At 71.8% G+C, this 23675-nt stretch carries 23 protein-coding genes and 2 pseudogenes; 11 read left to right on the top strand and 14 right to left on the bottom strand.

The window, feature by feature from the left end:
* Positions 1-98: 98 nt before the first annotated feature.
* The 4 genes from OG294_RS02285 to OG294_RS02300 form a co-directional block, all read right to left on the bottom strand.
* The gene (locus tag OG294_RS02285) at positions 99-1364 is read right to left on the bottom strand and encodes a glycosyltransferase 87 family protein (protein ID WP_327064668.1); all 1266 of its coding nucleotides are present in this window, start codon (positions 1362-1364) and stop codon (positions 99-101) included.
* 449 nt (positions 1365-1813) lie between these two features.
* Positions 1814-1984 (bottom strand): hypothetical protein, encoded by a 171-nt coding sequence (locus OG294_RS02290; protein WP_327064669.1) that lies wholly within the window; start codon positions 1982-1984, stop codon positions 1814-1816.
* A 79-nt stretch (positions 1985-2063) separates the two neighbouring features.
* The gene (locus OG294_RS02295; protein ID WP_327064670.1) at positions 2064-2282 is read right to left on the bottom strand and encodes a hypothetical protein; all 219 of its coding nucleotides are present in this window, start codon (positions 2280-2282) and stop codon (positions 2064-2066) included.
* Between the two features lie 96 nt (positions 2283-2378).
* Positions 2379-3383, bottom strand: coding sequence for an Lrp/AsnC family transcriptional regulator (locus OG294_RS02300; RefSeq protein WP_327071419.1), 1005 nt, complete (start codon positions 3381-3383; stop codon positions 2379-2381).
* A 220-nt stretch (positions 3384-3603) separates the two neighbouring features.
* On the opposite strand from OG294_RS02300, the pseudogene OG294_RS02305 reads away from it, so the two are divergent.
* A pseudogene (locus OG294_RS02305) lies at positions 3604-3930 on the top strand (SDR family NAD(P)-dependent oxidoreductase); the annotation flags it as partial.
* 194 nt (positions 3931-4124) lie between these two features.
* Here the strand turns inward: OG294_RS02305 and OG294_RS02310 are convergent.
* Positions 4125-4490: pseudogene (locus OG294_RS02310) on the bottom strand (hypothetical protein); the annotation flags it as partial.
* Between OG294_RS02310 and OG294_RS02315 the strand changes: the two are divergent.
* Positions 4414-5133 carry an SDR family oxidoreductase gene (locus tag OG294_RS02315; RefSeq protein ID WP_327064671.1) on the top strand — a complete coding sequence of 240 codons (720 nt, stop codon included), beginning with the start codon at positions 4414-4416 and terminating at the stop codon, positions 5131-5133. The pseudogene OG294_RS02310 and the gene OG294_RS02315 overlap by 77 nt on opposite strands.
* Here OG294_RS02315 and OG294_RS02320 read toward each other — a convergent pair.
* A complete protein-coding gene (locus OG294_RS02320) occupies positions 5106-5831 on the bottom strand; it encodes a helix-turn-helix transcriptional regulator (RefSeq protein ID WP_327064672.1) in 726 nt (241 codons plus the stop codon). The two genes, OG294_RS02315 and OG294_RS02320, sit on opposite strands and share 28 nt — an antisense overlap.
* A gap of 252 nt (positions 5832-6083) precedes the next feature.
* Here OG294_RS02320 and OG294_RS02325 point away from each other — a divergent pair, with 252 nt between their 5' ends.
* Complete coding sequence (locus OG294_RS02325) at positions 6084-6788, top strand: alpha/beta fold hydrolase (RefSeq protein ID WP_327064673.1); 705 nt, start codon at positions 6084-6086, stop codon at positions 6786-6788.
* 328 nt (positions 6789-7116) lie between these two features.
* Complete coding sequence (locus OG294_RS02330) at positions 7117-7581, top strand: flavodoxin family protein (RefSeq protein WP_327064674.1); 465 nt, start codon at positions 7117-7119, stop codon at positions 7579-7581.
* A 102-nt stretch (positions 7582-7683) separates the two neighbouring features.
* On the opposite strand, the gene OG294_RS02335 is transcribed toward OG294_RS02330, so the two are convergent.
* Complete coding sequence (locus OG294_RS02335; RefSeq protein ID WP_327071420.1) at positions 7684-8610, bottom strand: alpha/beta hydrolase; 927 nt, start codon at positions 8608-8610, stop codon at positions 7684-7686.
* A 197-nt stretch (positions 8611-8807) separates the two neighbouring features.
* Between OG294_RS02335 and OG294_RS02340 the strand changes: the two genes are divergently transcribed.
* From OG294_RS02340 to OG294_RS02350, 3 genes are all read left to right on the top strand, one after another.
* Positions 8808-9392 carry a TetR/AcrR family transcriptional regulator gene (locus tag OG294_RS02340; protein ID WP_327064675.1) on the top strand — a complete coding sequence of 195 codons (585 nt, stop codon included), beginning with the start codon at positions 8808-8810 and terminating at the stop codon, positions 9390-9392.
* A 150-nt stretch (positions 9393-9542) separates the two neighbouring features.
* A complete protein-coding gene (locus OG294_RS02345; protein ID WP_327064676.1) occupies positions 9543-10505 on the top strand; it encodes a phosphotransferase family protein in 963 nt (320 codons plus the stop codon).
* An 82-nt stretch (positions 10506-10587) separates the two neighbouring features.
* Positions 10588-11085 (top strand): DinB family protein, encoded by a 498-nt coding sequence (locus OG294_RS02350; RefSeq protein WP_327064677.1) that lies wholly within the window; start codon positions 10588-10590, stop codon positions 11083-11085.
* Positions 11086-11118: 33 nt separating this feature from the next.
* Here the strand turns inward: OG294_RS02350 and OG294_RS02355 are convergent, their stop codons facing one another.
* From OG294_RS02355 to OG294_RS02370, 4 genes are all read right to left on the bottom strand, one after another.
* Entirely contained in the window at positions 11119-12015 is an 897-nt protein-coding gene (locus OG294_RS02355; protein WP_327064678.1) for an aminoglycoside phosphotransferase family protein, read from the bottom strand.
* Between the two features lie 100 nt (positions 12016-12115).
* Positions 12116-13222 (bottom strand): TerD family protein, encoded by a 1107-nt coding sequence (locus tag OG294_RS02360; RefSeq protein WP_327064679.1) that lies wholly within the window; start codon positions 13220-13222, stop codon positions 12116-12118.
* Positions 13223-13454: 232 nt separating this feature from the next.
* Positions 13455-14210 (bottom strand): SDR family NAD(P)-dependent oxidoreductase, encoded by a 756-nt coding sequence (locus OG294_RS02365; RefSeq protein WP_327064680.1) that lies wholly within the window; start codon positions 14208-14210, stop codon positions 13455-13457.
* Positions 14211-14296: 86 nt separating this feature from the next.
* Positions 14297-14728 (bottom strand): Rrf2 family transcriptional regulator, encoded by a 432-nt coding sequence (locus tag OG294_RS02370; protein WP_327064681.1) that lies wholly within the window; start codon positions 14726-14728, stop codon positions 14297-14299.
* 169 nt (positions 14729-14897) lie between these two features.
* On the opposite strand from OG294_RS02370, the gene OG294_RS02375 reads away from it, so the two are divergent.
* Entirely contained in the window at positions 14898-16241 is a 1344-nt protein-coding gene (locus tag OG294_RS02375; protein WP_327064682.1) for a hypothetical protein, read from the top strand.
* Between the two features lie 57 nt (positions 16242-16298).
* On the opposite strand, the gene OG294_RS02380 is transcribed toward OG294_RS02375, so the two are convergent.
* Together OG294_RS02380 and OG294_RS02385 are read right to left on the bottom strand one after the other, a co-directional pair.
* Positions 16299-17411 (bottom strand): type III polyketide synthase, encoded by a 1113-nt coding sequence (locus tag OG294_RS02380; protein WP_327064683.1) that lies wholly within the window; start codon positions 17409-17411, stop codon positions 16299-16301.
* Positions 17412-17425: 14 nt separating this feature from the next.
* Positions 17426-18631, bottom strand: a complete 1206-nt coding sequence (locus OG294_RS02385) for a cytochrome P450 (RefSeq protein WP_327064684.1) — start codon at positions 18629-18631, stop codon at positions 17426-17428.
* Positions 18632-19090: 459 nt separating this feature from the next.
* Between OG294_RS02385 and OG294_RS02390 the strand changes: the two genes are divergently transcribed.
* The gene (locus OG294_RS02390; RefSeq protein WP_327064685.1) at positions 19091-19471 is read left to right on the top strand and encodes a VOC family protein; all 381 of its coding nucleotides are present in this window, start codon (positions 19091-19093) and stop codon (positions 19469-19471) included.
* A 346-nt stretch (positions 19472-19817) separates the two neighbouring features.
* On the opposite strand, the gene OG294_RS02395 is transcribed toward OG294_RS02390, so the two are convergent.
* Positions 19818-21275, bottom strand: coding sequence for a DUF2079 domain-containing protein (locus tag OG294_RS02395; RefSeq protein WP_327064686.1), 1458 nt, complete (start codon positions 21273-21275; stop codon positions 19818-19820).
* A 125-nt stretch (positions 21276-21400) separates the two neighbouring features.
* Here OG294_RS02395 and OG294_RS02400 point away from each other — a divergent pair, with 125 nt between their 5' ends.
* Both OG294_RS02400 and OG294_RS02405 read left to right on the top strand, forming a co-directional pair.
* Complete coding sequence (locus OG294_RS02400) at positions 21401-22078, top strand: response regulator transcription factor (RefSeq protein ID WP_327064687.1); 678 nt, start codon at positions 21401-21403, stop codon at positions 22076-22078.
* Complete coding sequence (locus tag OG294_RS02405; RefSeq protein WP_327064688.1) at positions 22068-23489, top strand: sensor histidine kinase; 1422 nt, start codon at positions 22068-22070, stop codon at positions 23487-23489. Before OG294_RS02400 ends, OG294_RS02405 begins: the two co-directional genes overlap by 11 nt.
* Positions 23490-23675: the final 186 nt, after the last annotated feature.

Genomic DNA, 23675 nt, shown 5'->3' on the forward strand with positions numbered 1-23675 from the left:
GCGGTGAGCAGGTCGGCGGGACTGCGGAAGAGGAGGTCTGTCCGCCGGGCAGCACGGGCTCAACGTACTTTTTCGGCAGGCCCGTTCGGGTGGTCGTATCAGCGCTGGTGTGTCAGGGCGGCATCGTGATCGGTCCTGGCCAGGAGGCCGCGGTCTCCCCCTGCGCCGTTGTCGCCCGGGCGCTGTGCGCGGTACAGGCGCAGCCCCACGACGGCGAGGACGGCGATGCCCAGGGGCGGGTAGATCGAGCCGGGCAGCTGCCAGTACCAGGCGACGCCGCGCCCCCAGCGGTGGGGGGCTGTCCACATGGCGTGGCAGAAGAACACCACCAGCGTGGTACCGAGCAGCAACCGGCGCGCCGTGGTCCTGGCCTCCACGGCCAGCAGCGCGATGAGAGGGATGCACCAGACCCAGTGGTGGGTCCAGCTGATCGGCGAGACCAGCAGCGCGGTGAACGCGGTACAGACGGCGCCCCATGCGTCGGCCCGGCGCAGGAACCGGGTGGAGCGGCCGGCCAGGACGGCCACCGTGAGGCCGAGTGCCCCGACGAGCGCGCAGGTGGCGAGCCCGATCAGGCCCGGGTCGTTGACGTCGAGGAGGCGGCAGACGGCGCCCCGGAGGGACTGGTTGTCCATCAGGACCGTGACGCCCACCCGGCTCGGGTCCCACAGGTACCTGGTCCAGAAGCCGAAGGAGGCGTCGGGCAGCACGAGCCAGCCGATCAGACCGGCCGCCAGGAACGTTCCTGCGGAGACCAGCGCGGCTCGGGTGCGGCCGGTGAGGAGGAGGTAGACGGCGAACAGGCCCGGGGTGATCTTGATAGCGGTGGCCAGACCGATGCCCACACCCTTGAACCGGTTCCGGTCCGGCCGGGTCAGGTCCCACAGGACCAGGCAGAGGATGGCGAGGTTGACCTGGCCGTACTGGAAGGTGGTGTACACCGGTTCCAGCCAGACACCGAGGCCCGTCGCGAGAAGGACGGCGGCCGGACGGTGACGCGCCCGGGGCCACCCGATCAGGCGGAGGGAGAGGTGGACGGCCAGGGCGAGCAGGCCGATGTTGAGGAGCACCACCAGAACCCGCAGCGTGCTCACGTCGAACCAGAAGCTCGGCACGAAGAGCATCGCGGCGAAGGGCGGGTAGGTGGCCGGCAGGTCCCACTCGCGCATGGCGTACAGGTCCTCACCGTGCACGACTGCGGCGCCCTCGGCCCGGTAGACGAGCATGTCGATCATGGTCGAGCCGTGGAGGTGACGCACGACGGCGAACGCCGCGAGCAACACCACCGCGATGCAGGCCGCTGCCACGGTCCACGGTGCCGATCCGGCGGGTGCGGGCCTGGAGGTGTCGATACGTTCGTCCACAACTGCCTGCCGTGCCCACCGTTTCGGAACGAACTCACGCACCGCGATGACACCCCGTTGAGATAGGCCAGATCGTTTCCGTCATCGGCGTCTGGGTCCGTTCACGATAACCGACCCTTGAACGACCGATCGCGGCTCGGCTCACCCCGACGGTCACGCTGACGCACCGCCCGGACGGCCGGTCATCCCAGGGCACTTCGCGATGGTCGCCGCCAACCATGCAGGTCACACGCGTGACGACGGCTGGGCCACCAGCGCCGCCCGAGGCATGGATTCCCCTGCCCGCCGGTACCCTCGGCGTCGCAAACAGGGGCCGAAAGGGCACCGCCGGCGCACGCAGGACCGCCGGTCTCTGCTTGGTTGTCGAGCCCCGGAGTGCGATTTCCACGAGCGCGGGGAAGAACCCGAGAACAACGCAACCACGGCACCCCGAAAGGGCGTCCCCGAGGTCACGGCGAGCGGTATCCGGTCCATGCCGCGTGCGGGGCCTCGGGCTCGCAGATGACGTCCTGGCGGGTCACCAGCACCGCCGGAAAGCTCCTGGGCTTCATCGCAGTTGACACTCCGCGCAGCACCAACGGCCTGGTCTTCCCCGTCTCGGCGGCCACCGCGTCTCGCACCGTCGCGGCCTCCCCCGGGCCTTGAACCGCCGGGCACGGGCGCGAGGCCCACGGGTCGCGCCCGTGGGCCGGGCGACGGCTACCTGTAGTCGTCCTCGTCCAGCTCGACGACCCGGGCCTGCTCGGCGGCGTCGGCCTCGTTGGCCGCGTCCGGATCGATGCGCGTGAGTGGGTCGTCGCTGTCCTGGCGGAGGTCGGTGTGCTGCTCGGCGGCATCCGCCTCGGGCGTCTCCTGGGGGAGCTCCGCCGCGTCGTCGTCCTCCTGGAAGACGTCCGGGTCGCTCGGGTCGACAGGCATGTAACGCTCCTCGCTGCTCGCGGTGGTGATGCGTCGCCACCGTATCGGCGCCGCCCGCTCGGGGTGACGTCGACGCGCAGTCGCCGAGCCGGCGGGTCAGCGGGGGCCGTGCTCGCTCGGCGGGTCGGACAGGCGGTCGCCGTCGACGCGGGTTCCGGCCTGCTTGACCTGGCGGAAGACGGGGCTGATCTCCATGCCTTCGACACCGGGCAGCGTGCCGACGCGGTCGGTGGTGAACTCGAACAGCTCGTCCAGATCGCGGCACTGGACGACGGCGTGGAGGTTGTACGGTCCGGACACCGCGGCGGCGAAGCCCACCTCGGGCATCTGCGCCATCGTCCGCCCGACCTCCTTGATCCTGCCCGGGTGGGCTCGCAGCCACAGGTTCGCCCGGGCCCGGTATCCCAGCGCGACCGGTGCGATCTCCACGTCGATGTGGACCACCCCGCCGGCGACCAGCGCCTGCAGCCGTCGTGACACCCGGCCCGGGGTGAGCTCGGCCGCAGCGGCGAGGTCGACGAGGCTGGCCCGGCCGTCCGCGGCGAGGGCCGTGAGCAGCTTCTCGTCCTGGGCGCTGAGCTGCGACGGCTGACTGCGTACGACCGGCCGTTCGGTGAACGGGTTGCCGCCGGCGCCCAGGGCGCGCTCCTGCTCGGGGGTCAGGGCTCCGGCGAGTGCGGCCCAGTAGTGCCCGCGTCCGCCGACGAACTGACGGAGGATCACCGATGCCTGCAGGTCGAGCACCGCGGCGGTGCGGGGAAGCCGGCGGCCGAGCAGGTCGTCGCGTTGTTCCTGGGATCGCGAGCGCACGGCGAAGGTGACCTCGGAGCCGGCGGCGTTCAGGGCGACCCAGCTGACGTCGTCGCGTTGGGCGAGTGCCTCGGCGATGGCCGCGGCGCTGCCGGGCCGGCAGCGCAGGCGCACCATCCAGCGGCTCTGCCCGAGCGCTCCCGGATCGACGACGCCGATCACCCGGATCATCCCCGCGCGCCGCAGGCGGCGGTACCGGCGGGCGACGGTCGGCTCGGAGATCCCGAGGACCGTCGCCACGGTCGCGAAGGCGACCCGTGGATCGATCTGCAGACTGCGGAGGATTCGCACGTCATCTGGTTCCAGAACGTCGGAATCAACGATTTCGGGACGCGACATGGTGGCAATGCTACAGAGAGGACCGCTTCCAGGCCGTTCTGCACGGCGCGTGGCCGAGGCTTGCAGGAGTACGACGAAAGCAGCCCGGAGTCGCGGGCCGAGCAGGCTCGGCTCCGGTGCCCCCGCCCGCTGAGCGGCGGCGAACCGACGAACCAGTGAAGGACTCCGGCCTGTGTCTGCTCCCACCCCGAACCAAACGCCCCCCACCGTCCTGATCGTTGCCGCCGGACGCGGCTTGGGCCATGCCATCGCCGAGCAGTTCCTCGCCAAGGGATGGCAGGTGATCGGCACCGTCCGACCGGGCAGCCCGCGAACCAGGCTCCACGATCTCGCCGGGACCGCCGGCGGCAGGGTGGAGATCGAGACGGCGGACATCAACGAGCCGGAGCAGGTCGCGGCGCTGCGCAGGCGCCTGGACGGCCGTGCGCTGGACGTCCTGTTCGTCAACGCGGGAATCACCACACGGGACGAGCACATCCCCATCGGCGAGGTGACGACCGAGGAGTTCAACGACGTCATGCTCACCAACGCGCTGAGCCCGATGCGCGTCATCGAAGCGCTGCCGGGCCGGCAGCGCAGGCGCACCATCCAGCGGCTCTGCCCGAGCGCTCCCGGATCGACGACGCCGATCACCCGGATCATCCCCGCGCGCCGCAGGCGGCGGTACCGGCGGGCGACGGTCGGCTCGGAGATCCCGAGGACCGTCGCCACGGTCGCGAAGGCGACCCGTGGATCGATCTGCAGACTGCGGAGGATTCGCACGTCATCTGGTTCCAGAACGTCGGAATCAACGATTTCGGGACGCGACATGGTGGCAATGCTACAGAGAGGACCGCTTCCAGGCCGTTCTGCACGGCGCGTGGCCGAGGCTTGCAGGAGTACGACGAAAGCAGCCCGGAGTCGCGGGCCGAGCAGGCTCGGCTCCGGTGCCCCCGCCCGCTGAGCGGCGGCGAACCGACGAACCAGTGAAGGACTCCGGCCTGTGTCTGCTCCCACCCCGAACCAAACGCCCCCCACCGTCCTGATCGTTGCCGCCGGACGCGGCTTGGGCCATGCCATCGCCGAGCAGTTCCTCGCCAAGGGATGGCAGGTGATCGGCACCGTCCGACCGGGCAGCCCGCGAACCAGGCTCCACGATCTCGCCGAGACCGCCGGCGGCAGGGTGGAGATCGAGACGGCGGACATCAACGAGCCGGAGCAGGTCGCGGCGCTGCGCAGGCGCCTGGACGGCCGTGCGCTGGACGTCCTGTTCGTCAACGCGGGAATCACCACACGGGACGAGCACATCCCCATCGGCGAGGTGACGACCGAGGAGTTCAACGACGTCATGCTCACCAACGCGCTGAGCCCGATGCGCGTCATCGAAGCGCTGCAGGACCTCGTGACCCCGACCGGCCTGATCGGTGCGATGTCGTCCGGGCAGGGCAGCATCGCCAACAACGCGACGGGGCTGCGGGAGGTCTACCGCGGCAGCAAGGCGGCCTTGAACCAGTTCATGCGGAGCTTCGCCGTCCGCCAGCCCGAACGGGCCCGCACGCTGCTGGTCATGGCGCCCGGCTGGGTCCGCACGGACCTGGGAGGCGCCGAGGCCCCGCTCGGCATCGAGGACAGCATCCCCCGCCTGGTGAACGTCATGCTCGCCCAGTGCGGCACGCCCGGCGTGCAGTTCCTCGACTACCAGGGCCGGACCGTTCCCTGGTAGCCGCGCGAGTCGATGCGGTACCGGCCGGGGGTCGTTCCGATGACGTCGGTGAACGCTGCGATGAAGCTGCTGGGGTTGGCCCAGCCGCAGGCGTAGGCGGTCCGGGTGGTGTCGTGGCCGTCGGCGAGGAGCACGAGCGCGTGGCAGATGCGCAGCTGCGTGCGCCACTCGTAGAACGTCATGCCGAGTTCGCTGCGGAACAGTCGGCTGAGGGTGCGGGTGCTGGCTCCGATCGTCTTCCCGAGCTCGGCCAGCGTGGCACCCTCCGCCGGCGTCTCGTGCAGGATCCGGGCAAGGGCTCGCAGTCGGTCGTCCTGTGGCTCCGGCAGGTGCAGCGGCTGTTCGGGTGCTTCGCGGAGTTCATCGACGAGGACGCGCAGCAGGCGGGCGCGCGCGGCGCGGCTGTGGCCGGGCGCGGCGTCCTCGTGGTTGCCGGGGCTGGTCAGGGCGAGCAGGACCTCGCGGGCGAGGCCGGAGGCCAGGAACACGGCGGGATGGGCCGGTATGAGCCGGGCGAGGGACGGCGCGAGGAAGACGATCCGCATGTCGGTGTCGCCGTGGGCGCGGTGGTGGTGCGTGAACGCGGCGGGGGTCCAGGCGACCCGGTTGGCGGGAACGACCGACGTGCCGCGCTCGGTGTGGACCGCCAGGACGCCGCTGGCCGCGTACACCAGGTGCCCCTGTGCGTGCGACTGCACCGCGCTCGTTCCGCCGGACGGCCAGAGGTGGCGCCCGGCGGACGGCCACACCTGTGACGTCGCATCAGTGGTCCGGCGAGGTTGGCCGTGAACGGGCATCAGTTGGCGTCCTATCGGTAACGAGCCACACCGTGGTCCGGTGACACTACCTGCATACGAAGTGGTTCCCGGTCGCGCAGAGCGCCCGACCGGGCCACCGGGCATCGAGGCAGCGTGCCTCGATGCCGCGGCTCGAGAGAGAAGGAGAGGCCCATGGCGACGTTCGTCCTCGTGCCCGGTGCTTGGAAGGGGTCCTGGTCGTTCGAGGCGGTGGTCCCGCTGCTGGAGCGTGCCGGTCACACCGTTCACGCCCTGACCCTGACCGGTCTGCGGCCGGACGACGACAACGCGGCGGTGGCGGCCGCCAATCTCGACACACACGCCGAGGACGTCCTGCGGCACCTCGATCGCCACCACCTCGACAACGTGACACTGGTCGGCCACAGCTACGCCGGGATGGTGATCACCGCCGCCGCCGACCGCGCCGGCGGCCGGATCTCACGACTGGTGCACCTCGACGCCTACGTCCCGCGCGATGGCGAGTCGTGCTGGTCGTCGACGAACGAGCACTTCCGGGAGGTGTTCGCGACCGGCGCCGCGGCCACCGGCTACGCCGTGCGACCGCCGGGCGTCGGCGATCCGCGCCGCCGTCCCCATCCGCTCGCCGCGTTCCTGCAGACGGTCCGGCTCAGCGGCGCGTTCGACCAGGTCCCCCGCCGGGAGTTCGTCTACTGCTCGGGCTGGGAGGACCGGACACCGTTCGCCGACCTCCGCACCCGGCTCCAAGCCGATCCCGAGTGGCAGGTCCACGACCTCCCCACCGGCCACGACGCCATGCACGAGGCCCCGGAGGCGGTCGCCGCACTCCTGCTGGACCGCCGGGTCCGGGCCGACCACGAGCTGCCGGACGGCACCTGACACGGCGTGGTACGCCACCGGCCACTGCCGCCGCCCCGCCCCGCCCCCGTCCGCGACGTACCCGGGCCCGGTTTCCGGACCCGATCGCGGGCGGCCCCGTGGGAGAAGCACCCCTGACGGTCCATCAGCACCGACCCCGGGCGGGGTGACCGGTGTCACAGGCGGCGATGTCACATCCGTCGGCGGTGTCCGGTCCACTCCTCAGGTGCGACCGCGGCGCGATGCCGCGCCGCAGCCGGTGAGCGTGGCGCGTTCCGGTGAGTGGTCCGGGGCGTGGCCCGATCCCACCGGCGCCTTGAAGGAGTTCTGCGGTGGAAGGGGAATCATCATGAAGGCCGTCATCGTGTGCGCCTCCGTGTCGCACGGGAACACGAAGCGGATCGCCGATGTCATGGGCCGGGTCCTGTCGGCCCCGGTCGTGGAGCCCGAGCAGCTCGATCCGGCCGAGCTCTCCGCCTGTGACCTGGTGGGATTCGGCTCGGGCATCTTCTCGGGGAAGTTCCACCCGCGGCTGCTCCAGTTCGTCCGCTCACTCCCGGAGGGGGAACGACGCAGGGCGTTCGTCTTCGCCACCAGCGGACTGCCCGAACCGCGGTGGCGGCCCTTCTCCCGCCCCCTCGTCCGGCTTCTCGAGCAGAAGGGCTTCGAGGTGGGTGACGTCTTCTCGTGCCGCGGCTTCGACACCTGGCTTCCGTTCAAGCTCGTCGGCGGCATCAACAGGACGCGGCCCGACACCGGCGACCTGGCGACCGCTCAGGCCTTCGCCCAAGGGCTGAGCGGTCGGCTCCGGTAGTCCGTCGGGGTCGGTCGTGCCGCGAGGGCGGCACGAGCGGGAGCCCGGTCCGGGCCACGGCTCGCCCGCGGGCGCCGCGGCCCGCCTGTCGCACGCACGTGGTCAGTGGCCACCGGGGAGCGCGAGGGCGTCGCGGAGGAACCCGGTGATCTCCGCCCGGGCCACCTCGGCCTGCGGCACCACCGCCGGCATGCTGAGGAAGGCGTGCGTGGCCTCGGGGTACTCGGTCAGCCGCGCGGGCGTCCCGGCGCCGCGCAGGCGCTCGGCGTAGCGGCGGCCGTGATCGGCCAACGGGTCGTGGGTCGGCACCACCACCAGCGCCGGGGCGAGCCCGCTGAGATCGCCGGCGTACAGCGGCGACAGCGCACGCGGATCGGTTCCAGCGGGGACGGCGAGCCGTTCGAGCAGCCGCAGTTGGGGCAGGGTCAAGGTCGGGCTGTCGGCATGCCGGGTGACCGAGGGGTGGTCGAACATCGTCCCGGTCACGTCGGTGAGGGGGTTGACCAGCACCTGCGCGCGCAGCCGCAGGCCGGCCCGTTCGGCGCGGATGGCGGCCAGGGCGGTGATCAACCCGCCGCAGCTCTCGCCGAAGACGGCGATGCGCGCCGGGTCGATGCCCCAGTCGGCGGCGTGTCGCACCAGGTGGTCGAGCGCGTCCCAGCCGTCGTCGGCGGCGGCCGACAACGCAGTGCCCGGGGCGAGCAGGCGGTGCTCGACCGAGACGACGAGAGCCGGCAGCCTGGCGGCGAGACGGCTGTTGACCCAGTCGCTCTGCACCGCCGTCCCCACGAACCCGCCGCCGTGGACGTGGAGCACGAGGGGCAGGGCCGTCGCCCGGCCGTCGCCACCGGCGCCGGGTGCGCGCACCGGCCGGTGGACCCGGACCGGCAGACGGCGGCCGGGCAGCGCCAGCACCTGCCAGTCGATCGCGGCGCCGGGATCCGGCATCCCGGTGATCGCCCGCATCGCGGGCGAGGCCCGCCGGTGGTTCTCCCTCGCGCTGTAGGCGGCCAGTTCCTCGGCGGTCATCGCCGGCCAGTCCGGCTCGCCCCCCAACGCCTGCTGCCGCAACCCGCTGCTGCCCGCCGACGGCTGCCGTGTGGTGCTGTCCCCGTTCATGTCTTCCCCTTCACCCGCGCGGATTTCACCCTCATGGTTTTCACCCGCATGGTTTCGCTACCTCAGGTATCGATACCTAAGGTAGCGGAACTAGCTATGCTGAGGGAATGACCCGAACGCCTGCTTCTTCCGCCCGGCCGCCGGGACGCCCGCGCACCGGCGTCGACGCCGAGGTCTTCAGCGCCACGCTGAGCACGGTCCGCGAACTCGGCTACGCGCGCGCCACGGTCGAGCGGATCGCCGCCGCGGCCGGCATCGCGAAGACGACGGTCTACCGCCGCTGGCCGTCGAAGGGCGCACTGATCGTGGACTGCCTCCTCGACGCGTTCGGCCCGGTGCCGCTGAAGGAGGGCGCCGACCAGGCCGAGCTCATGGAGTCGACCATCCGCTGGATCGCAGCGACGATCGGCGAGCCCGGGGTGGGTGACGCGTTCGCGGGCGTGTTCAGCGACGCCGTCAGCGACCCGGCCCTGCGCGAGATCCTCTCGACACGGTTGCAGGACCCCTACCGCCTCGCCCTCCAGGACGCGCTCGACGAGCCGACGGACAGGGTCCTGTTCTTCATCGACGTCGTCGTCGGCACCCTGCTCCACCGGATGGGCATGACCGGCGCACCGATGGTCGATGCCGACGTCGACGCCCTGGTCGCGATGGTGCTGCCGCACTTCACCGACCGCGCCGGTCCGACCTGACGGTGGATCGTCGTCACCGACGCCGCCACCTGCCCGGCCTGCGCGCTGCTGATCCACCAGCCGGGGGGCGCCGCGGTCACCGTAGGGTCGCGCACCGCTCCCCCGGCAAAGCGGTCGCGCGTACTGCCGTCCGGATGATGAGGTGGCACGGTGACCAACCACGATGAGGCGGCGGCTGTCCGACCGTTGACGCTGGCTTGGGTGAACCGGCACCTGGAGGCCGGCGAACGGGTCGTCAGAACCGAAGCGCTGCACGGCGGCATCACTGCCGAAATGCGGCGGCTGACCATCGGCACGCGGGACGGAGGCACCCGTGACCTGGTGCTGCGGACCTTCGTCGACCCGTTCTCCGTGGAGCACGCCGAGGACTGGCTGACCAGGGAGGCCGGCGCCCTGACCCTGCTCACGGACACCGGCGTGCCGGCACCCGGGCTGGTCGCGGCCGATCCGACCGCCGCGCACTGCGAGTACCCGTCGCTCCTGATGACCCACCTGACGGGCCGGACCGTCCTCGACGATCAGGGAGTGGAGACGCGCGTCCCGTTGCTGGCCCGTCAACTCGTGGCGATCCACGCGTTGCGACCCGCCGTGCGGCCCCGGCGGTACGTGGCGCGGACGACCGCCGACACCGTCGTGACGCCGAGCGGCGCCGATGCGGTGGCATGGGCCGGGGCGATCGAGGTGATCCGCGAGCCCGCACCGCCCTGTGCAGGACGGTTCCTGCACCGGGACTTCCAGCCCGGCAACGTGCTGTTCGACGTGGCGCCGCCAAGCCCGGCAGCCGCCCGGATCACCGGCGTCGTCGACTGGGCACAGACCTCCTGGGGCCCGGCCGATCTCGATGTGGCGCACTGCTCCACCAACCTCGCACTGCTGCACGGCCCGGCGTGGGGCCTGCGGTTCGCCGCGGCGTACGAGGAGGCCGGCGGCGTGCTGGCCGCGACCGCGGACGAGCGGCGGTACTGGCGGGTGCGGAGCGGGCTGGTGTTCTCCGAGGAGGTGCGGTTGGTGGCGCAGCCATGGCGGGAGGCAGGGAGGACCGAGCTGACGACGCGAGTCGTGGAGGAGCGGCTGGACGCCTATGTCACCGCCCTGATGGACGCACCGGCCTGAGCCGAGCCGGTCCGGGGGCGCGGGACCGGACCGAGGGCTGCGTCTGTCCTCAGTGTCAGTGCGGCAGGATACGTTCCGGCCCATGGCTGACACGGAACTGACCACGCTGCTCGGCGTCCTGAACAGCAAGCGCACGCATGTCCTGAGCATCCTGGAGGGACTGGACGAGGAGGCGCTGCGGCGCCCGGTGCTGCCGTCCGGCTGGACGTGCCTCGGACTGGTGCACCATCTTGCCCTGGACGACGAGAAGTTCTGGTTCCGCGCGGTCGCGGCTGGGGAGAAGCCGGCGATCGAGGAGATCCTCGGGTCCGAGGAGAACGCGTGGCAGCCCGCCCCGGAGAAGACGGCCAAGGAGGTCTTCGCCCTCTATCGCCGGGAATGCGAGCTCGCGGACGCCTTCCTGACCGGCGCCGACCTGGACGCGGCCCCGGGCTGGTGGCCGGAGTTCTTCGGCGACTGGCGGTACGACAACCTGCGCGAGGTCGTCCTGCACGTGATCACCGAGACCGCCACCCACGCCGGCCATCTGGACGCCGTGCGCGAACTCATCGACGGCAGGCAGCGCTTGGTCGTCACCTGACGGGTGAGCAGGCCCGGTCGATCCAGGCCGACGTCAAGGGCCCGCCAGGACACGATCAAGTGCGGACCGGCCTGCGGGTCCCCAGTTCGACTTGCCGCCGGGCAGGCCACGGTCCCCGGCCCAGCCCATCGACATCAGGAACAGGCTCTTCATCGCGGCCAGCCCGCGCGCCCGTCGCACCGCCGCCTCGTCCGCCTGCGCGTAGCTGTCGAAGAACCGTGCGGCGCCGCCCGCAGGGAGCAGCAGCCAGGCGGCCGCGAGGTCCCACGCGGGGTCACCGGCGAAGAGTGCGCCGAAGTCGACGACACCTGCCAGTGTCCCGTCCGCGACGACGACGTTCGCGGGATGCAGGTCGCCGTGCACCCACACCGGTGGGCCCTCCCACCCCGGGGCCGCCACCGCTTCTCCCCAGACCGCACGGATCTCGGCGGCGAGGTCGGCAGGGGCAGCGGCCTGGAAGAAGTGCTCGAAGCCGTCCGTGCAGTGCTCGGGGTGAGCGCCGAAGTCCGAAGCGGTCGGTGCATCGGCGGGCGCCTCCACGTGCAGCGCCCTGAGGAAGCCCGCCAGCGTCTCGGCCGCGTGGTCGCCGCACGTGATCGAGCCGTGGTCCAGCGGCGTGCCGTCAACCCATGTCATCACGGTCCAGATCTTGGGAAAGCGCTCGGACGGCGCACCGTCCCGTAGCGGGACAGGAATCGGCAGCGGCAGGTGCGGCGCCAGCGTCGGCAGCCACCGGCGCTCCTTGAGTTGCAGATCGGGGGTCTTGTCCATCCGCTGCATCCGGACGGCCAACTCGTTCCCGAGGCGCCACATCTGGTTGCCCCAGCCGCCCGCCACTTCGCGGATGGGCAGCCCGGCCAGGTCCGGATGCTGTTCCCGAAGCAGGTCGCGGACCAGATCCTCGCTGATCTCGATCTCGGATTCGATCATGTCGAGCCACAGTAGTCGAGTTGGGCGGAGGCCGCCTTGCCCGACAGCAAGCGCTTCCTGCGCACCCTCAAGCCGCGTCGGAGCCTTGTGCCGGCTCCGCTTAGAAGAAGCCGTCGTCCTCGTAGTAGTTGTTGACCACCACGTCGGGCTCGTCATCGCTCAGCGCCTCGTCCAGCAGGATGCCGCCGAGGATGCCGGCCGCGCCCGCGCCGATCAGTGCGCCGGTGCCGAACCGGCGGCCCTGGTCCGGGCCGGTCTGGTGGGGGTGGCCGCCGGCGGGCGGATACCCGGGCTGGACCGACTGCGGGTAGGCGGGCTGCACGGGCTGCGGGTAGGCGGGCTGGACCGGCTGGGAGTAGACGGGCTGGGGGTGGACGGCTGCGACCGGCTGGGGCGGGGTGTAGAAGGGCGGCGCCGTGGTCAGCACCCGCTGCGCGCAGGCTCCGCACGCGTGGACCTCGCGCGCGGCGCCCCACTGCGGCGACCAGACGACGCGCGTGCTGCCGGCGCCGTGCACGGGATCGAAGAAGCAGGCCACCGCGGCGGACGCGTGGACCGGAGCGGGCGCGGGCGCAGGCACGTACGCGGGCGCCGGGGCAGGCGCGGGCGCGGCGGGCGCCGGGGCAGGGGTGCTCGGCGCGGCGGCCGGCTGGAGGACCCGCACGCCGAAGTCGGCCGCGATCCCGGCCAGCCCCGAGGCGTAGCCCTGGCCGACCGCGCGGAACTTCCACCCGCCGCGGTGGCGGTAGAGCTCGCCGAAGACCATCGCGCTCTCACCGGAGCCCGCCTGCGGCAGCTCGTAGCGGGCGAGCTCCGCGCCGGTGGCAGGGTCGGTCAGCCGGATGTGGGCGCTGCGGACCTGACCGAAGGTCTGCCGACGCTGCGCCGCCTCATAGATGGCGACCGCGAAGGCGATCTTCTCCACCTCGCCGGAGACGGCACCCAGCTCGACCTCGATCTGCTCCCGGTCCACCGACCCGGCCGGGGCAGCACCGAGGTGGCGCACCGAACCGTCCGGGCTGCGCCGGTTGTTGAAGAAGACGAAGTTCTGGTCGCTGGCCCTGCCCGCCTGGTCGCAGAGCAGCGCGCTGGCATCGAGCTCGCACCCGTCGAGGGCGGTCCACCCCAACCCCACGAACACGGTGCCCAGACCGGGCGCCACCTCGCCCAGGGACACGTTGCCGCCCCTTGTCAGGACCACGCCCATGAATTCCTCCTCCAGCGCCCTCGCGCGTGCATCGGTCTGCGTCGGCGATAACGCCCTACGGGCTGGAACGGTTCCCGAGAGGGGCTCAGCCGCCGGCCGCTACAAGGAACTGGGCACGTTCGCCGACCTCTGGACGGTGACCTTCGACAAGAACGGCTGGCGCGTGATCTTCCGGGTCCGCTCAGAGGTCGGCGACGTGCTCGTAGGGCGCCGCGACGCCCACTCCCTCCGCCTACAGCTGGGTGGCGCCGCCGTCGACGAGCAGTTCCGCGCCGGTGGTGAAGGAACTCTGGTCCCCGGCCAGGTAGAGGGCGGTGGCGGCGACCTCGTCGGGGTGGCCGATGCGGCCGAGCGGGGTCGGTCCGGTGGACTCCCCGGGTGCTGCGGCCTGATCGCTCTGCGGGAACGCGGCCCGCACCTCGTCGCCGCCGGGGGTGGCGACAGGGCCAGGCGTGAGGGCGTTGACGCGGATGCCGCGGCCGGCGAGTTCAGCGGCCCAGGTGCGGGCGAGGCTGCGGATCGCGGCCTTGGTGGCGGCGTAGACGCCCAGGCCCGGGACGCCGCGCAGGGCCGCGCTGGAGGAGAGCAGGATCACCGAGGCTCCGGGCGACAGCAGCGGGAGCGCCTTCTGGACGGTGAAGACGGTGCCCTTGAAGTTGGTGGAGGCGGTCCGGTCGTACTCCTCTTCGGTGATCGCGCCGAGCGGGGCGAAGCCCCCGAGGCCGGCGTTGGCGACGACGATGTCGAGACGGCCGCTGCGCTCGGCGATCTCGGCGAAGAGCCGGTCGAGGTCGTCGAGCTTCGACGCGTCGCTCTGGATGCCGATGGCGCGGTCGCCGATCTGCTCGACGGCTGCGTCCAGTTCGGCCTTGCGGCGGCCGGTCAGGTAGACGGTCGCTCCTTCGGCGGCGAACCGGCGGGCGATGGCCAGACCGATGCCGGTGGAGGCTCCGGTCACCAGGGCGGTCTTGCTGTCCAGCTGTCCCATGGGATTCTCCGATCCTTGACGTAACCATGTTGGTTACATTTATGACCGCAGGAAGGACCCCGCGGCCGGGGAGTGCAGCGGTCGGGCTAGGCGGTTCTCAGTACGTCCCGCAGCACGTCTTCGAGGGTGGTTCGGGCCAGTTCGCTGCGGAGCGTGGCTTCGATCCCGTCGTAGACGGCGGTCATCGCGGGTGCGATGCCGTGGCCCACGACGCACTCGGGGTCCGGCACGGACCGGTGCAGGGCGAAGATCGGCCCCGACTCCACCGCCTCGTAGACATCGAGCAGAGTGATCGCCGAAAGGTCCCGCGACAGCGTCCAGCCGGCACCGGCACCCCTGCGCGAATCGGCCAGACCGGCCTTGCGCAGTTCGGCCAGCAGACGACGGATCACCACGGGATTCGTGTTGACGCTCGTGGCGATCTGCTCCGAGGTCGCGACCTCGTGGCCACGGCGCTGGTAGAGCCCGATCCAGGTCAGAGCGTGTACGGCGATCGTCAGTCTGCTGTTGGCGCCCATGCGCTGCATCACCTCCTTGAAGTAACCATAACAGTTACGACAGGATCTGCCTCCTGGGCGGCGCCCCGGTCCCCGATCAACCGGCGCTCCCGGCAAAACCGGTTTGCCCCGTCGCCGGGGCACCGGCGATCATGCTCAGGAACCGACCTCCCCCGATCACCGGAGACACATGACCACCGAACTGTCCAAGGCCCTGGCGCTCTTCGAGTCCGGCGACCCGCAAGGGTCGATGCGGACGCTGCGGCTCGCCGCCGACGAGCACACGTCCGCCGAAATCGCTCCACTGGTGGCCAGGTTGGCCGCGGGCGCCGGTTTCACGGACCTCGCCGAGGCCTCGACAGCACTGGTCGCCCGGCCCGGGGAGGCCGACCGGCTCTACCGGTTCGGCTACGCCTGCATCGAGCGCGGCGTCCCCGCCCTGGCCGTGCCCGCCATGCGGGAGGCGCTGCGGCTGACCCTGGCGCCGCCCGCAGCGCCTGCACCACAGCGCACCGGGCTGTTCCGTCGCAAGTCCAAGCAGCAGCCCGACCCGACGGTCCCCCCTCGCCAGGTGGTGCTGGAGCTGGTGACGTCGCTGGAGCGCGGCGAACGGCACGCCGAGGCCCTGGCCGTGCTGCGCGAGCACGATGCCCTGCTGGGCGACTGGCCGGACCGCTACCTGACGGTCTACAACGCCCTGATGAGCGGCCGGATCGCCCTCGCCCGCGAGGTGTTCGACGCTCTCTGTGCGCCCGAGGGAGTCTGGGTGGAGCCCGGCCAGCGTGTCGAGCGGATGCTCGAACGGGCCGCCGCCCTCCCGCCGGCCGACGAGCACGACCTGCGCGGCTGGCACTACGTGCTGACCGGCGGGCTGCTCACCACGCTCTCGCCGTACGGTTTCAGCCAGGGCATGACGGGTCGCTGGGCCTATCTGCAGGACGACTTCGACTCCTGCCGGTACGGCCTGGAGCGGCTGCGGACCGTGCTGGAGGCCACCGGTCGCAAGCCCGCGTCCATCGGCCTGCTGCCGGACCGGGGCAGCCAGGCCCTCGGCCTGGCTGCGGCCCGCCTGTTCGACATCCCGGCCGCCCCGCACCAGCCGGGCAGCCGCGGCGCGCTGGTGGTCGCCTACGACCTGAACGCGTGCGACCCCGTCGTGGTGGCCGACCTGCGCGAGCGGGCGGCGGACGAACTCCTCTACGAGCACGCCACCTGCTGGACCGAGACCCCCGGCGTGACCGCCGATGTCTCCACCCTGCTGGTGCAGAGCGTCAGCGCGCCCTGGGAGCCGGGCCTGCAGATCACCGGGGACGGCGAGGCGCAGCGCTCGGAGCCCGACGAACGCTCGGCCGAGGAGCTGGCCGAGGCGATCCTGACGGCCGAGCCGGTCCCAGGCGACGGTGACGGGCAGACCCCGGCCGACCCGGACGACGTCCTGGCCGCCTTCGCCGCCCGCGCCGCCGGGTCGTGGGCGAGCGGCCCGCGCGACCGGATCCGCTCCTCGGGCCCGGTGCGCAGCTCGCGCTTCACCTGACCTGACGGGCCGTCCGCGCGAGCTCCTGCCGCACCGATCGGCGCAGACCGTGCACCCTCAGAAGAGGCCCGCCGACAGGAGTGCGGGCTCGCGGCGGGGTGTCCGGTCGTGCCCGGTGGGCTGGGTGCCGGTCCAGCTGCCGAGGGTGACCTCGGCCGTGATGCCGGGGCCGAAGCCCGCGATGACGCCGCGCGCGGCGGGCGTGGCTCCGCCGTCGTCGAAGAGCCGGTCCAGGGCGTCGAAGATGACCGCGCTGGCGATGTTCCCCCGTTCGGTGAGGGTGGCCCTGCTGTAGCGGAACACCGTGGCGGGCAGCCGGAGGTGGGTGGACAGGTCGTCGAGAATGCGGGGGCCGCCTGCATGGACGAGGTAGAAGTCCAGTGCGGAGACGTCCCATCCGTGGGAGGCGCCGATCGCGTTCATGGCCGGCGCGAGGTGTTCCATCGAGTGGGGAACGCGCTTGTCGAGCATGAAGTGGAAGCCGGTGTCGCGGACCGCGTAGGAGATCCATTCCTCGGTGTGCGGGACGAGGTGGGAGCCGTTGTGTTCCAGCCGTACCCCGGTGCCTCCGTCCGCGCGGACCACCACCGCGGCGACGGCGTCGCCGAAGAGGCCGTTCGAGAGCAGGTTGCCCACGGCGAGGTCGTCGGGCTGGTAGCACAGCGAGCAGAACTCGCAGGCCACGATGAGGACGTTCGACTCCGGGTAGGCGGTGCAGAAGTCGTGGGCGCGGTTGACGGCTGCGCCGCCGGCGGCGCAGCCCAGCTGCGCGATCGGAAGCTGCCGGGTCTGCGGCCTGAACCCCATGGTGTTGATGAGCCAGGCGGTGAGGGAGGGCATCATGAAGCCGGTGCACGACACATAGATGATCATGTCGATGTCCTCGGGCCCGAGTTCGGCGTGAGCCAGGGCCCGGCGCACCGTCGAGGGGACCCGGGCCTTCGCCTCGGACTCGTAGACCGCGTTGCGAGCGGTGAAGCCGGGGTGCTTCAGGGTGGCGTCGATCGGCTGCACCAGGTGCCGGGTCGCGACACCGGTGCGGGAGATGAGCCGGAGTGCGAGGTCGAGTTGGGGGTGACCGGCATGCAGGCTGCGTGCCAGCTCCAGGGTCTCTTCTAAGGTGATCACGTGCTCGGGGAGGCTGATGGCGGGCCGGCAGAGAGTGGCCATGTCGTTCGGGTTCCTTACCAGGTGACAGGCAGTGCGAGGGGGTGGCGCCAGATCGACACGGTGTTCCACCGCACCTGGTCGGCGGGGACGGCCAGCCGCAGTCCCGGGAGGCGGCGCAGGAGCGTTCCGACGGAGAGCTGGAGCACCATGCGGGCGAGGTGGGAGCCCAGGCAGTGGTGGCTGCCGTACCCGAAGGCCATGTGGGCCACCGGCTCACGCCGGTCGAAGTCCAGCTCGTCGGCGCGGTCGTAGACCAGCCCGTCACGGTTGGCCGTCAGGTAGGAGACGTGCACGGTGTCGCCGGCCTTGATGAGCGTTCCGCCGACTTCGACGTCCTCCAGCGCCACCCGGGGGATGCCGACACTCTGGCGGAACGGAATGAACCGCAGCAGCTCCTCCAGCGCCTGCGGCAGGAGGTCCGGACCGGCACGCAACTGGTCCAACTGGGCCGGGTGGGTCAGCAGGGTGTAGACGACGTTGCCGATGTCGTACGTCGTGGTGTCGTGCCCGGTGACGACCAGCAGCATGGCGAGGACGGCGAGTTCGCCGTCCGCGAGCATGTCCTCGCCCACCCGCGCCGTGGCCAGGGCGCTGATCAGGTCACTGCCCGGGGCGCGTCGCCGTTCCTGCGTCAGCTCGCTGAAGTAGGCCCGCAGGCTCGCCTTCGCGTCGACGGCGCCGACCCGGTCGGCCGGACGCATCGACATCATCGCCGTCGCCCACTGCCGCAGTTGGGGACGGTCCGCTTCCGGCACGTCCATGAGCTGGCAGATCGTCATCAGCGGGATCCGCTCGGCGAGGTGCGCGACGACATCGGGCGCGGCGGCATCGGTCATCGCGTCCAGCAGCCCGTCCACCGCCTGCTGGGTCCAGGGCCGCAACGCCTCCACCTGCCGGGTGGTGAACGCCTTGATGGCGAGCTTGCGCACCCGGTTGAGCTGCGGCGGGTCCATGAGGTTGATGGCCTCGGGCTGGGCGATGGGAGCCGGGGTGATCCGCGGGAAGTCCCTGCCCACCAGTGCCGCACGGCTGAAGCGCCGGTCGGAGGTCACGAACTGCACGTCCGCGTAGCGGGTGACCAGCCAGCACACACCTTCGCCGTACGGCATCCGGACTCGCGCGACAGGTGCTTCCTCCCGCATCCGGGCCAGGAAGGGATCGGGCTCCAAGGCCTCGTCGTGCCGGACCGGGCACGTGAGGACCGTGTCCTCGACGGTCATTGCGGGGTCTTCTCTCTTCGGGTCTCTTCGAGGGAACGGCGATCGCGACCGGACGACGCCGACTCGCGTGATCACTCGGACGAGCGATGGCGCCCGTCGGCCTCCTGTCACTCCTTCAGGGCATCAGGCGCGCGGCACCAGGTGCAGGGGCCGCCCGTCGTCGTCACGCACGACGTCCAGCACGGGCGGTGGCGGCATGGCGGCCCAGTCGGCCGGAGCAGCGATGTGGAAGATCACGGAACCCTTATAGCGTCTGCCGACCGGGCCGCCGTGCCATCGCAGGTGCGGGCCGGCCGCTCCGACGGCGGGCGGAGTCACCGCTCCGGCGGGCGGTCCGGAAAATCGCTTCACCCGTGCTCGCCTCGTTCGGTACGGTCGAGGGATTGTCTTCAGTGTCGGGGAGCCTGCGAGTTCGCGTTGGTGCGCCCGGCAGTTCCCAGGCTGAGAGCAGGTTTCTCCATGGCGTGTCGTATCGGTGAGCTCGTCCTCGGTTGCCGCGAACCCGAGGTGCTGGCGCGGTTCTGGTGCGAGGTCCTGGACTTCGTCGTCCTCGGTCGCGAGGACGACGGCTCCATGGAGATCGGCCCGCGCGAAGGGTTCGGCGGTCCGCAGCCGACGATCTTCCTCAGCCGCAGGGACGAGCCGGAGAAGGGGAAGTCCCGGCTGCACATCGACGTCAACCCCACCGACCGCGACCAGGACGCCGAGCTCGAACGCCTCCTGGCGCTCGGTGCGCGCCCGGCCGAGATCGGCCAGACCGGGGACGAGCAGTGGCACGTCCTGGTCGACCCCGAGGGCAATGAGTTCTGCCTGCTCAGGGCCCGCCTCAACCCGCTCTGACCGCTCAACCCGCGCCGACTGCTCCGACCGCTCCGACCGCTCCGACCGCTCCGATGCTCATCGGCGGCGGGTTCGTCGACCAGGACGAACCCGCCGCCGGCCACTCCCGCCGACCGGCTCGACGCCTCAGCAGCCGCGCACGGCAGCGAGGCACTCGTCGTACAGGTCCATGATGTCGCCCTGGCCGTCCTGGTCGACCCAGGTCATCGACGCGGCGTCCAGGCAGGCGAAGGCCGTCGCGATCACTGCGCGGACCTTCGCGTCCGCACTGCCGCCGGCTACATCACCGGCGACAACCTCACCGTCTCCGGCGGCATCGGCGTGCACACCCGCCCCTGACCAACGGTCACGTGCCCAGCCCCGACCGGCCCGGTCCGGCGGCGTCGGCGAGCCGGTAGAGCTGGATGCCGCTGCACTCCTTGACCAGGCGGTAGCCCAGCGACGGCAGTTGGGGCAGGCGGGAGATCTCCCAGGCGAAGACGGGGATGCCGCCGTGCGCAGGGTCGCTGACCAGCAGCCACTCGGGCCTGGTCCCGCTGTCCAGGGCCGTCGGGAACCGGTAGACGGTGGCACGGTCGGTGAGCTGGGGTGCCAGGAAGTTGATGACGGCGATCCGCGCGCCGTCGGGGACGGCGGCCATCACCTCCCGGGCCGGGGCGGCCCACGGGCTGGGCTTCCAGGCGGGGCCGGTCAGATCGCTCAACGGCAGGCCCGGGGCCGTCAGGAGGCTCACGGCCACACTCACCGCGACCGCGTTCCCGATCAACCGCGGCTGCACCAGCCGGCGCTCGCGCAGCCTGCCCAGCGCGTCCGCGAAGGCCAGGAAGACGATCGGCATCAGGACCGCGCTGTAGTGGAACTCCTGCCCCCAGAAGGCCGGGTTGGTCGACCAGAACCGCCAGGCCAGCGTGGGGAGCACGAGCAGGACCAGCGGCGAGCGCAGCGCCAGGAACGCGGTCGGGGCGAACAGGGCGATCAGCGTCTCGCCCTTCACCTGCGGAAGCAGCAGCCGCGCGAGCGGGCCGTCCGCGTCCGGGGAGGCGGAGCCGAAGTAGTCGTACCGGCCATGGGGGTTGAGGGCCGGGATGAGGACCAGCACGATCAGCAGCCCCGACAGGATCCCGAAGCACACCACCCCCGCCCCCAGCCTGCGGCGGCCGTTCAGCAGGATGTACAGGCCGATCGCGACCACGGTCAGCGGCAGATCCTCCTTGACCAGGACCAGCGGGAGCGCGTACGCGGTGGCGGCGCGCCACTGCCGTCGTGCCAGGCGTTCCAGGCAGAAGGCCAGCAGCGGGACCGCGAAGGCGATTTCGTGGAAGTCGAAGGCAACAGCCTTCTGCAGTCCCCAGGACAGCCCGTAGGCGAGGCCGATCCCGGCGCCGAGCAGGGGTGTGGTGGTGCGGATCGCCAGCCGGGTCACCGGCACGACGGAGACCGCGAAGAGCGCGGCCTGGGCGATGAGCAGGGTCAGCGGGGACGGGAAGAGCCGGTAGAACGGGGCGAGGGTGACCAGGATCGGGTGGAAGTGGTCGCCCAGCAGGTTGTCGCCCGCACCCTTCAGTTCCGAGACGGGGGCGCGCAGTTCGCTGTAGGCCCGCACGGCCTGCTCGAAGATGCCCAGGTCGTAGCCGGTGGAGCGGAGCTGGAGGTGCTTGGTGACGGACAGCGCGGCGTAGGCCGCGAAGAAGAGCGCGGCCAGCAGGTACGGGGCCCCGCTGCGGTACCTGCGACTCGTCGGGGCGTTCGACGGCGCGGGTTCCCGCTGCCGGTGCGGACGCGGACGGGACAGGACGAGGGACACGGGCACTCCAGCCGGGCGGGGACGAAGGGAGTGCCCACCATCGGGCGCGAAGGATTAAGCGATGATGAATCCGGATGAAGTGATCTTCATCCGCCGAACCACGGCCACAAGGCAGGATGACCGGCATGCGCGTACTGGTGGTCGAGGACGACAAGCGGATCTCCGCGGTGCTCCGCCGCGGGCTGGAGGCCGAGGGCTACGCGGTCGACGTGTGCCACGACGGCCGGGACGGTCTGTGGATGGCCCGGCAGCAGCCCTATCAGGCGATCATTCTGGACATCATGCTCCCCGGCCTGGACGGCTACCGGGTCTGCGACCAACTGCGCCGGGAGGACAACCGCACCCCGATCCTGATGCTCACCGCCAAGAGCGGGGAGTACGACGAGGCCGAGGCACTGGACACGGGCGCGGACGACTTCCTGGCCAAGCCGTTCTCGTACGTCGTCCTGCTGGCCCGGCTGCGGGCCCTGATCCGCCGCGGCGGCCCGGTGCGCCAGGCCGCCGTCCGGATCGGCGACCTCCACCTCGACCCGGCCACCCGTCGCTGCCGCCGAGGCGGCAGCGACATCGAGCTGACGGCCAAGGAGTTCGCCCTCCTCGCCCACCTCGGGCTGCGGGCGGGCGACGTGGTGAGCCGCACCGAGTTGCTGGAGCAGGTCTGGGACGCCAATCAGCAGGGCGGCAGCAACGTGGTCGACGTCCACATCAGCGCCCTGCGCCGCAAGATCGACACACCGTTCGGCCGGTCCACCATCCAGACCGTACGCGGCGCCGGGTACCGACTGGCCGACGATGACCAGTAGCCGCCTGCCGATCCGGCTGCGCGCCGCCCTGGCCGCAGCCCTCGCCGCCGCGCTGGCCTTCAGCGCCGGCGCGTGGTGGCTGCGCCACGAGCTGTACGCCTCGAAGCTGGCCGCTGCCCTCAACCAGGCGGAGGCGGACCTGAACACGATCGAGTCCCGCTACAGCGGCCGCGGCGTCCCCAGCTACTTCCAGGACCACGAGACCTGGGTGATCGTCGACCCCGAGGGACGCCTCGTCGCAGGCGCACCGGAGCTGACCCCCTTCGTGCCCGATCCCCTGTGCCCGTCCCTGCCGAACACTCCGCCGGTCGCACGGACGACCGTGCACCTGGGCCCCGTCGCCGACAGCGCCCCGCCCGGCAGCCGGCGCCTGGCGGGCCACGACTTCACCCTGTTCACCGGCTCCTTCGAGGGCCCCGGCCAGGCGGACGACGGCGGCCCCGCCCCCACCGTGACCCTGACCCTGCACCTCCTGGTCACCCCCTGGGAGGCCGAACAGGCCGTCGCGGACGTCGACCGCGTGCTGTACGGCGGCATCCCCGCAGCCGTCCTGCTGGTCGCCCTGATCGTCTGGGCCACCACCGCCCGGGCCCTGCGCCCGGTGGAGGGCATCCAGCAGCGCCTTCGCGCCATCACCGCCCGCGACTTGAGCCTGCGGGTGCCCGTCCCGCCCCGCCGCGACGAGATAGCCCGGCTGGCCGCCACCACCAACGACACCCTGGACCGGCTGGAGCAGGCCGTCGAACAGCAACGGCGGTTCACCGCCGACGCGTCCCACGAACTGCGCACGCCCCTCGCCGCCCTGCGCGCCGATCTCGAAGTGGCCCTGCACTACCCCGACCACACCGACTGGCCCAGCGTCGTCCGCGACACCCTCGCCGACGCCGAACGCCTCCAGCAGCTCACCGAGGACCTGCTGCTGCTCGCCGGGCTCGACAACCACGGCGCACCGCCCGCTCAACGCGTGGAGCTGAACGCCCTGGCCCACAACGCGGCCACCCGGGCACGCCGGCACGCTCCCGCCGCGGTCCGGGTCGACAGCCGCACGGGCGAGGACATCGCCGTCCACGGCGATGCGCGGCAGTTGGAACGCCTGCTGCGCAACCTCCTCGACAACGCCGTGCGCCACGCCCGCAGCAGCGTCACCCTGACCGTCGGCGCGCGCGGGTCCGCTGTCCTGCTGGAGGTCCGCGACGACGGCATGGGCGTGCCGCCCGAAGAGCACGAGCGGATCTTCGAGCGGTTCGCCCGCCTCGACTCCTCCCGCACCCGCGACGACGGCGGCACCGGTCTCGGCCTGGCCATCGCCCGCGAGATCGCCCACCGCCACGGCGGCACCCTGCGTCTCGACGGCACCGCCTCCCCCGGCGCCCGCTTCATCGCCGAACTCCCCCGGGAGTCGTCGCGGTAGGTGCCGCACGCCGGTGACGGCGACGGCCACGGCCACGGTGACGGTGCGTCGGGCCCTGACCGACCGTCCGGACGGGTATTCAGCCGCCTGCGGCAGGGCTCGTTCTCGCCTCGCCCGAACGGAGTGTACGTACCCGATCCATGACCATTGCCAGGGATAACAATAACGTAACCAAGTGCTTCTCTT

Origin of the sequence: Kitasatospora sp. NBC_01302 (genome assembly GCF_035976515.1) — a bacterium.
In the GTDB taxonomy this organism is placed as follows: Bacteria; Actinomycetota; Actinomycetes; order Streptomycetales; family Streptomycetaceae; genus Kitasatospora.

Coding starts and splice junctions, on each gene's coding strand:
- OG294_RS02370 (WP_327064681.1), bottom strand. CDS start 14,728: ATGGGCGCCAACAGCAGACTGACGATCGCCGTACACGCTCTGACCTGG.
- OG294_RS02350 (WP_327064677.1), top strand. CDS start 10,588: ATGGCTGACACGGAACTGACCACGCTGCTCGGCGTCCTGAACAGCAAG.
- OG294_RS02380 (WP_327064683.1), bottom strand. CDS start 17,411: ATGGCCACTCTCTGCCGGCCCGCCATCAGCCTCCCCGAGCACGTGATC.
- OG294_RS02335 (WP_327071420.1), bottom strand. CDS start 8,610: ATGACCGCCGAGGAACTGGCCGCCTACAGCGCGAGGGAGAACCACCGG.
- OG294_RS02295 (WP_327064670.1), bottom strand. CDS start 2,282: ATGCCTGTCGACCCGAGCGACCCGGACGTCTTCCAGGAGGACGACGAC.
- OG294_RS02375 (WP_327064682.1), top strand. CDS start 14,898: ATGACCACCGAACTGTCCAAGGCCCTGGCGCTCTTCGAGTCCGGCGAC.
- OG294_RS02355 (WP_327064678.1), bottom strand. CDS start 12,015: ATGATCGAATCCGAGATCGAGATCAGCGAGGATCTGGTCCGCGACCTG.
- OG294_RS02385 (WP_327064684.1), bottom strand. CDS start 18,631: ATGACCGTCGAGGACACGGTCCTCACGTGCCCGGTCCGGCACGACGAG.
- OG294_RS02360 (WP_327064679.1), bottom strand. CDS start 13,222: ATGGGCGTGGTCCTGACAAGGGGCGGCAACGTGTCCCTGGGCGAGGTG.
- OG294_RS02325 (WP_327064673.1), top strand. CDS start 6,084: ATGGCGACGTTCGTCCTCGTGCCCGGTGCTTGGAAGGGGTCCTGGTCG.
- OG294_RS02340 (WP_327064675.1), top strand. CDS start 8,808: ATGACCCGAACGCCTGCTTCTTCCGCCCGGCCGCCGGGACGCCCGCGC.
- OG294_RS02400 (WP_327064687.1), top strand. CDS start 21,401: ATGCGCGTACTGGTGGTCGAGGACGACAAGCGGATCTCCGCGGTGCTC.
- OG294_RS02405 (WP_327064688.1), top strand. CDS start 22,068: ATGACCAGTAGCCGCCTGCCGATCCGGCTGCGCGCCGCCCTGGCCGCA.
- OG294_RS02390 (WP_327064685.1), top strand. CDS start 19,091: ATGGCGTGTCGTATCGGTGAGCTCGTCCTCGGTTGCCGCGAACCCGAG.
- OG294_RS02365 (WP_327064680.1), bottom strand. CDS start 14,210: ATGGGACAGCTGGACAGCAAGACCGCCCTGGTGACCGGAGCCTCCACC.
- OG294_RS02330 (WP_327064674.1), top strand. CDS start 7,117: ATGAAGGCCGTCATCGTGTGCGCCTCCGTGTCGCACGGGAACACGAAG.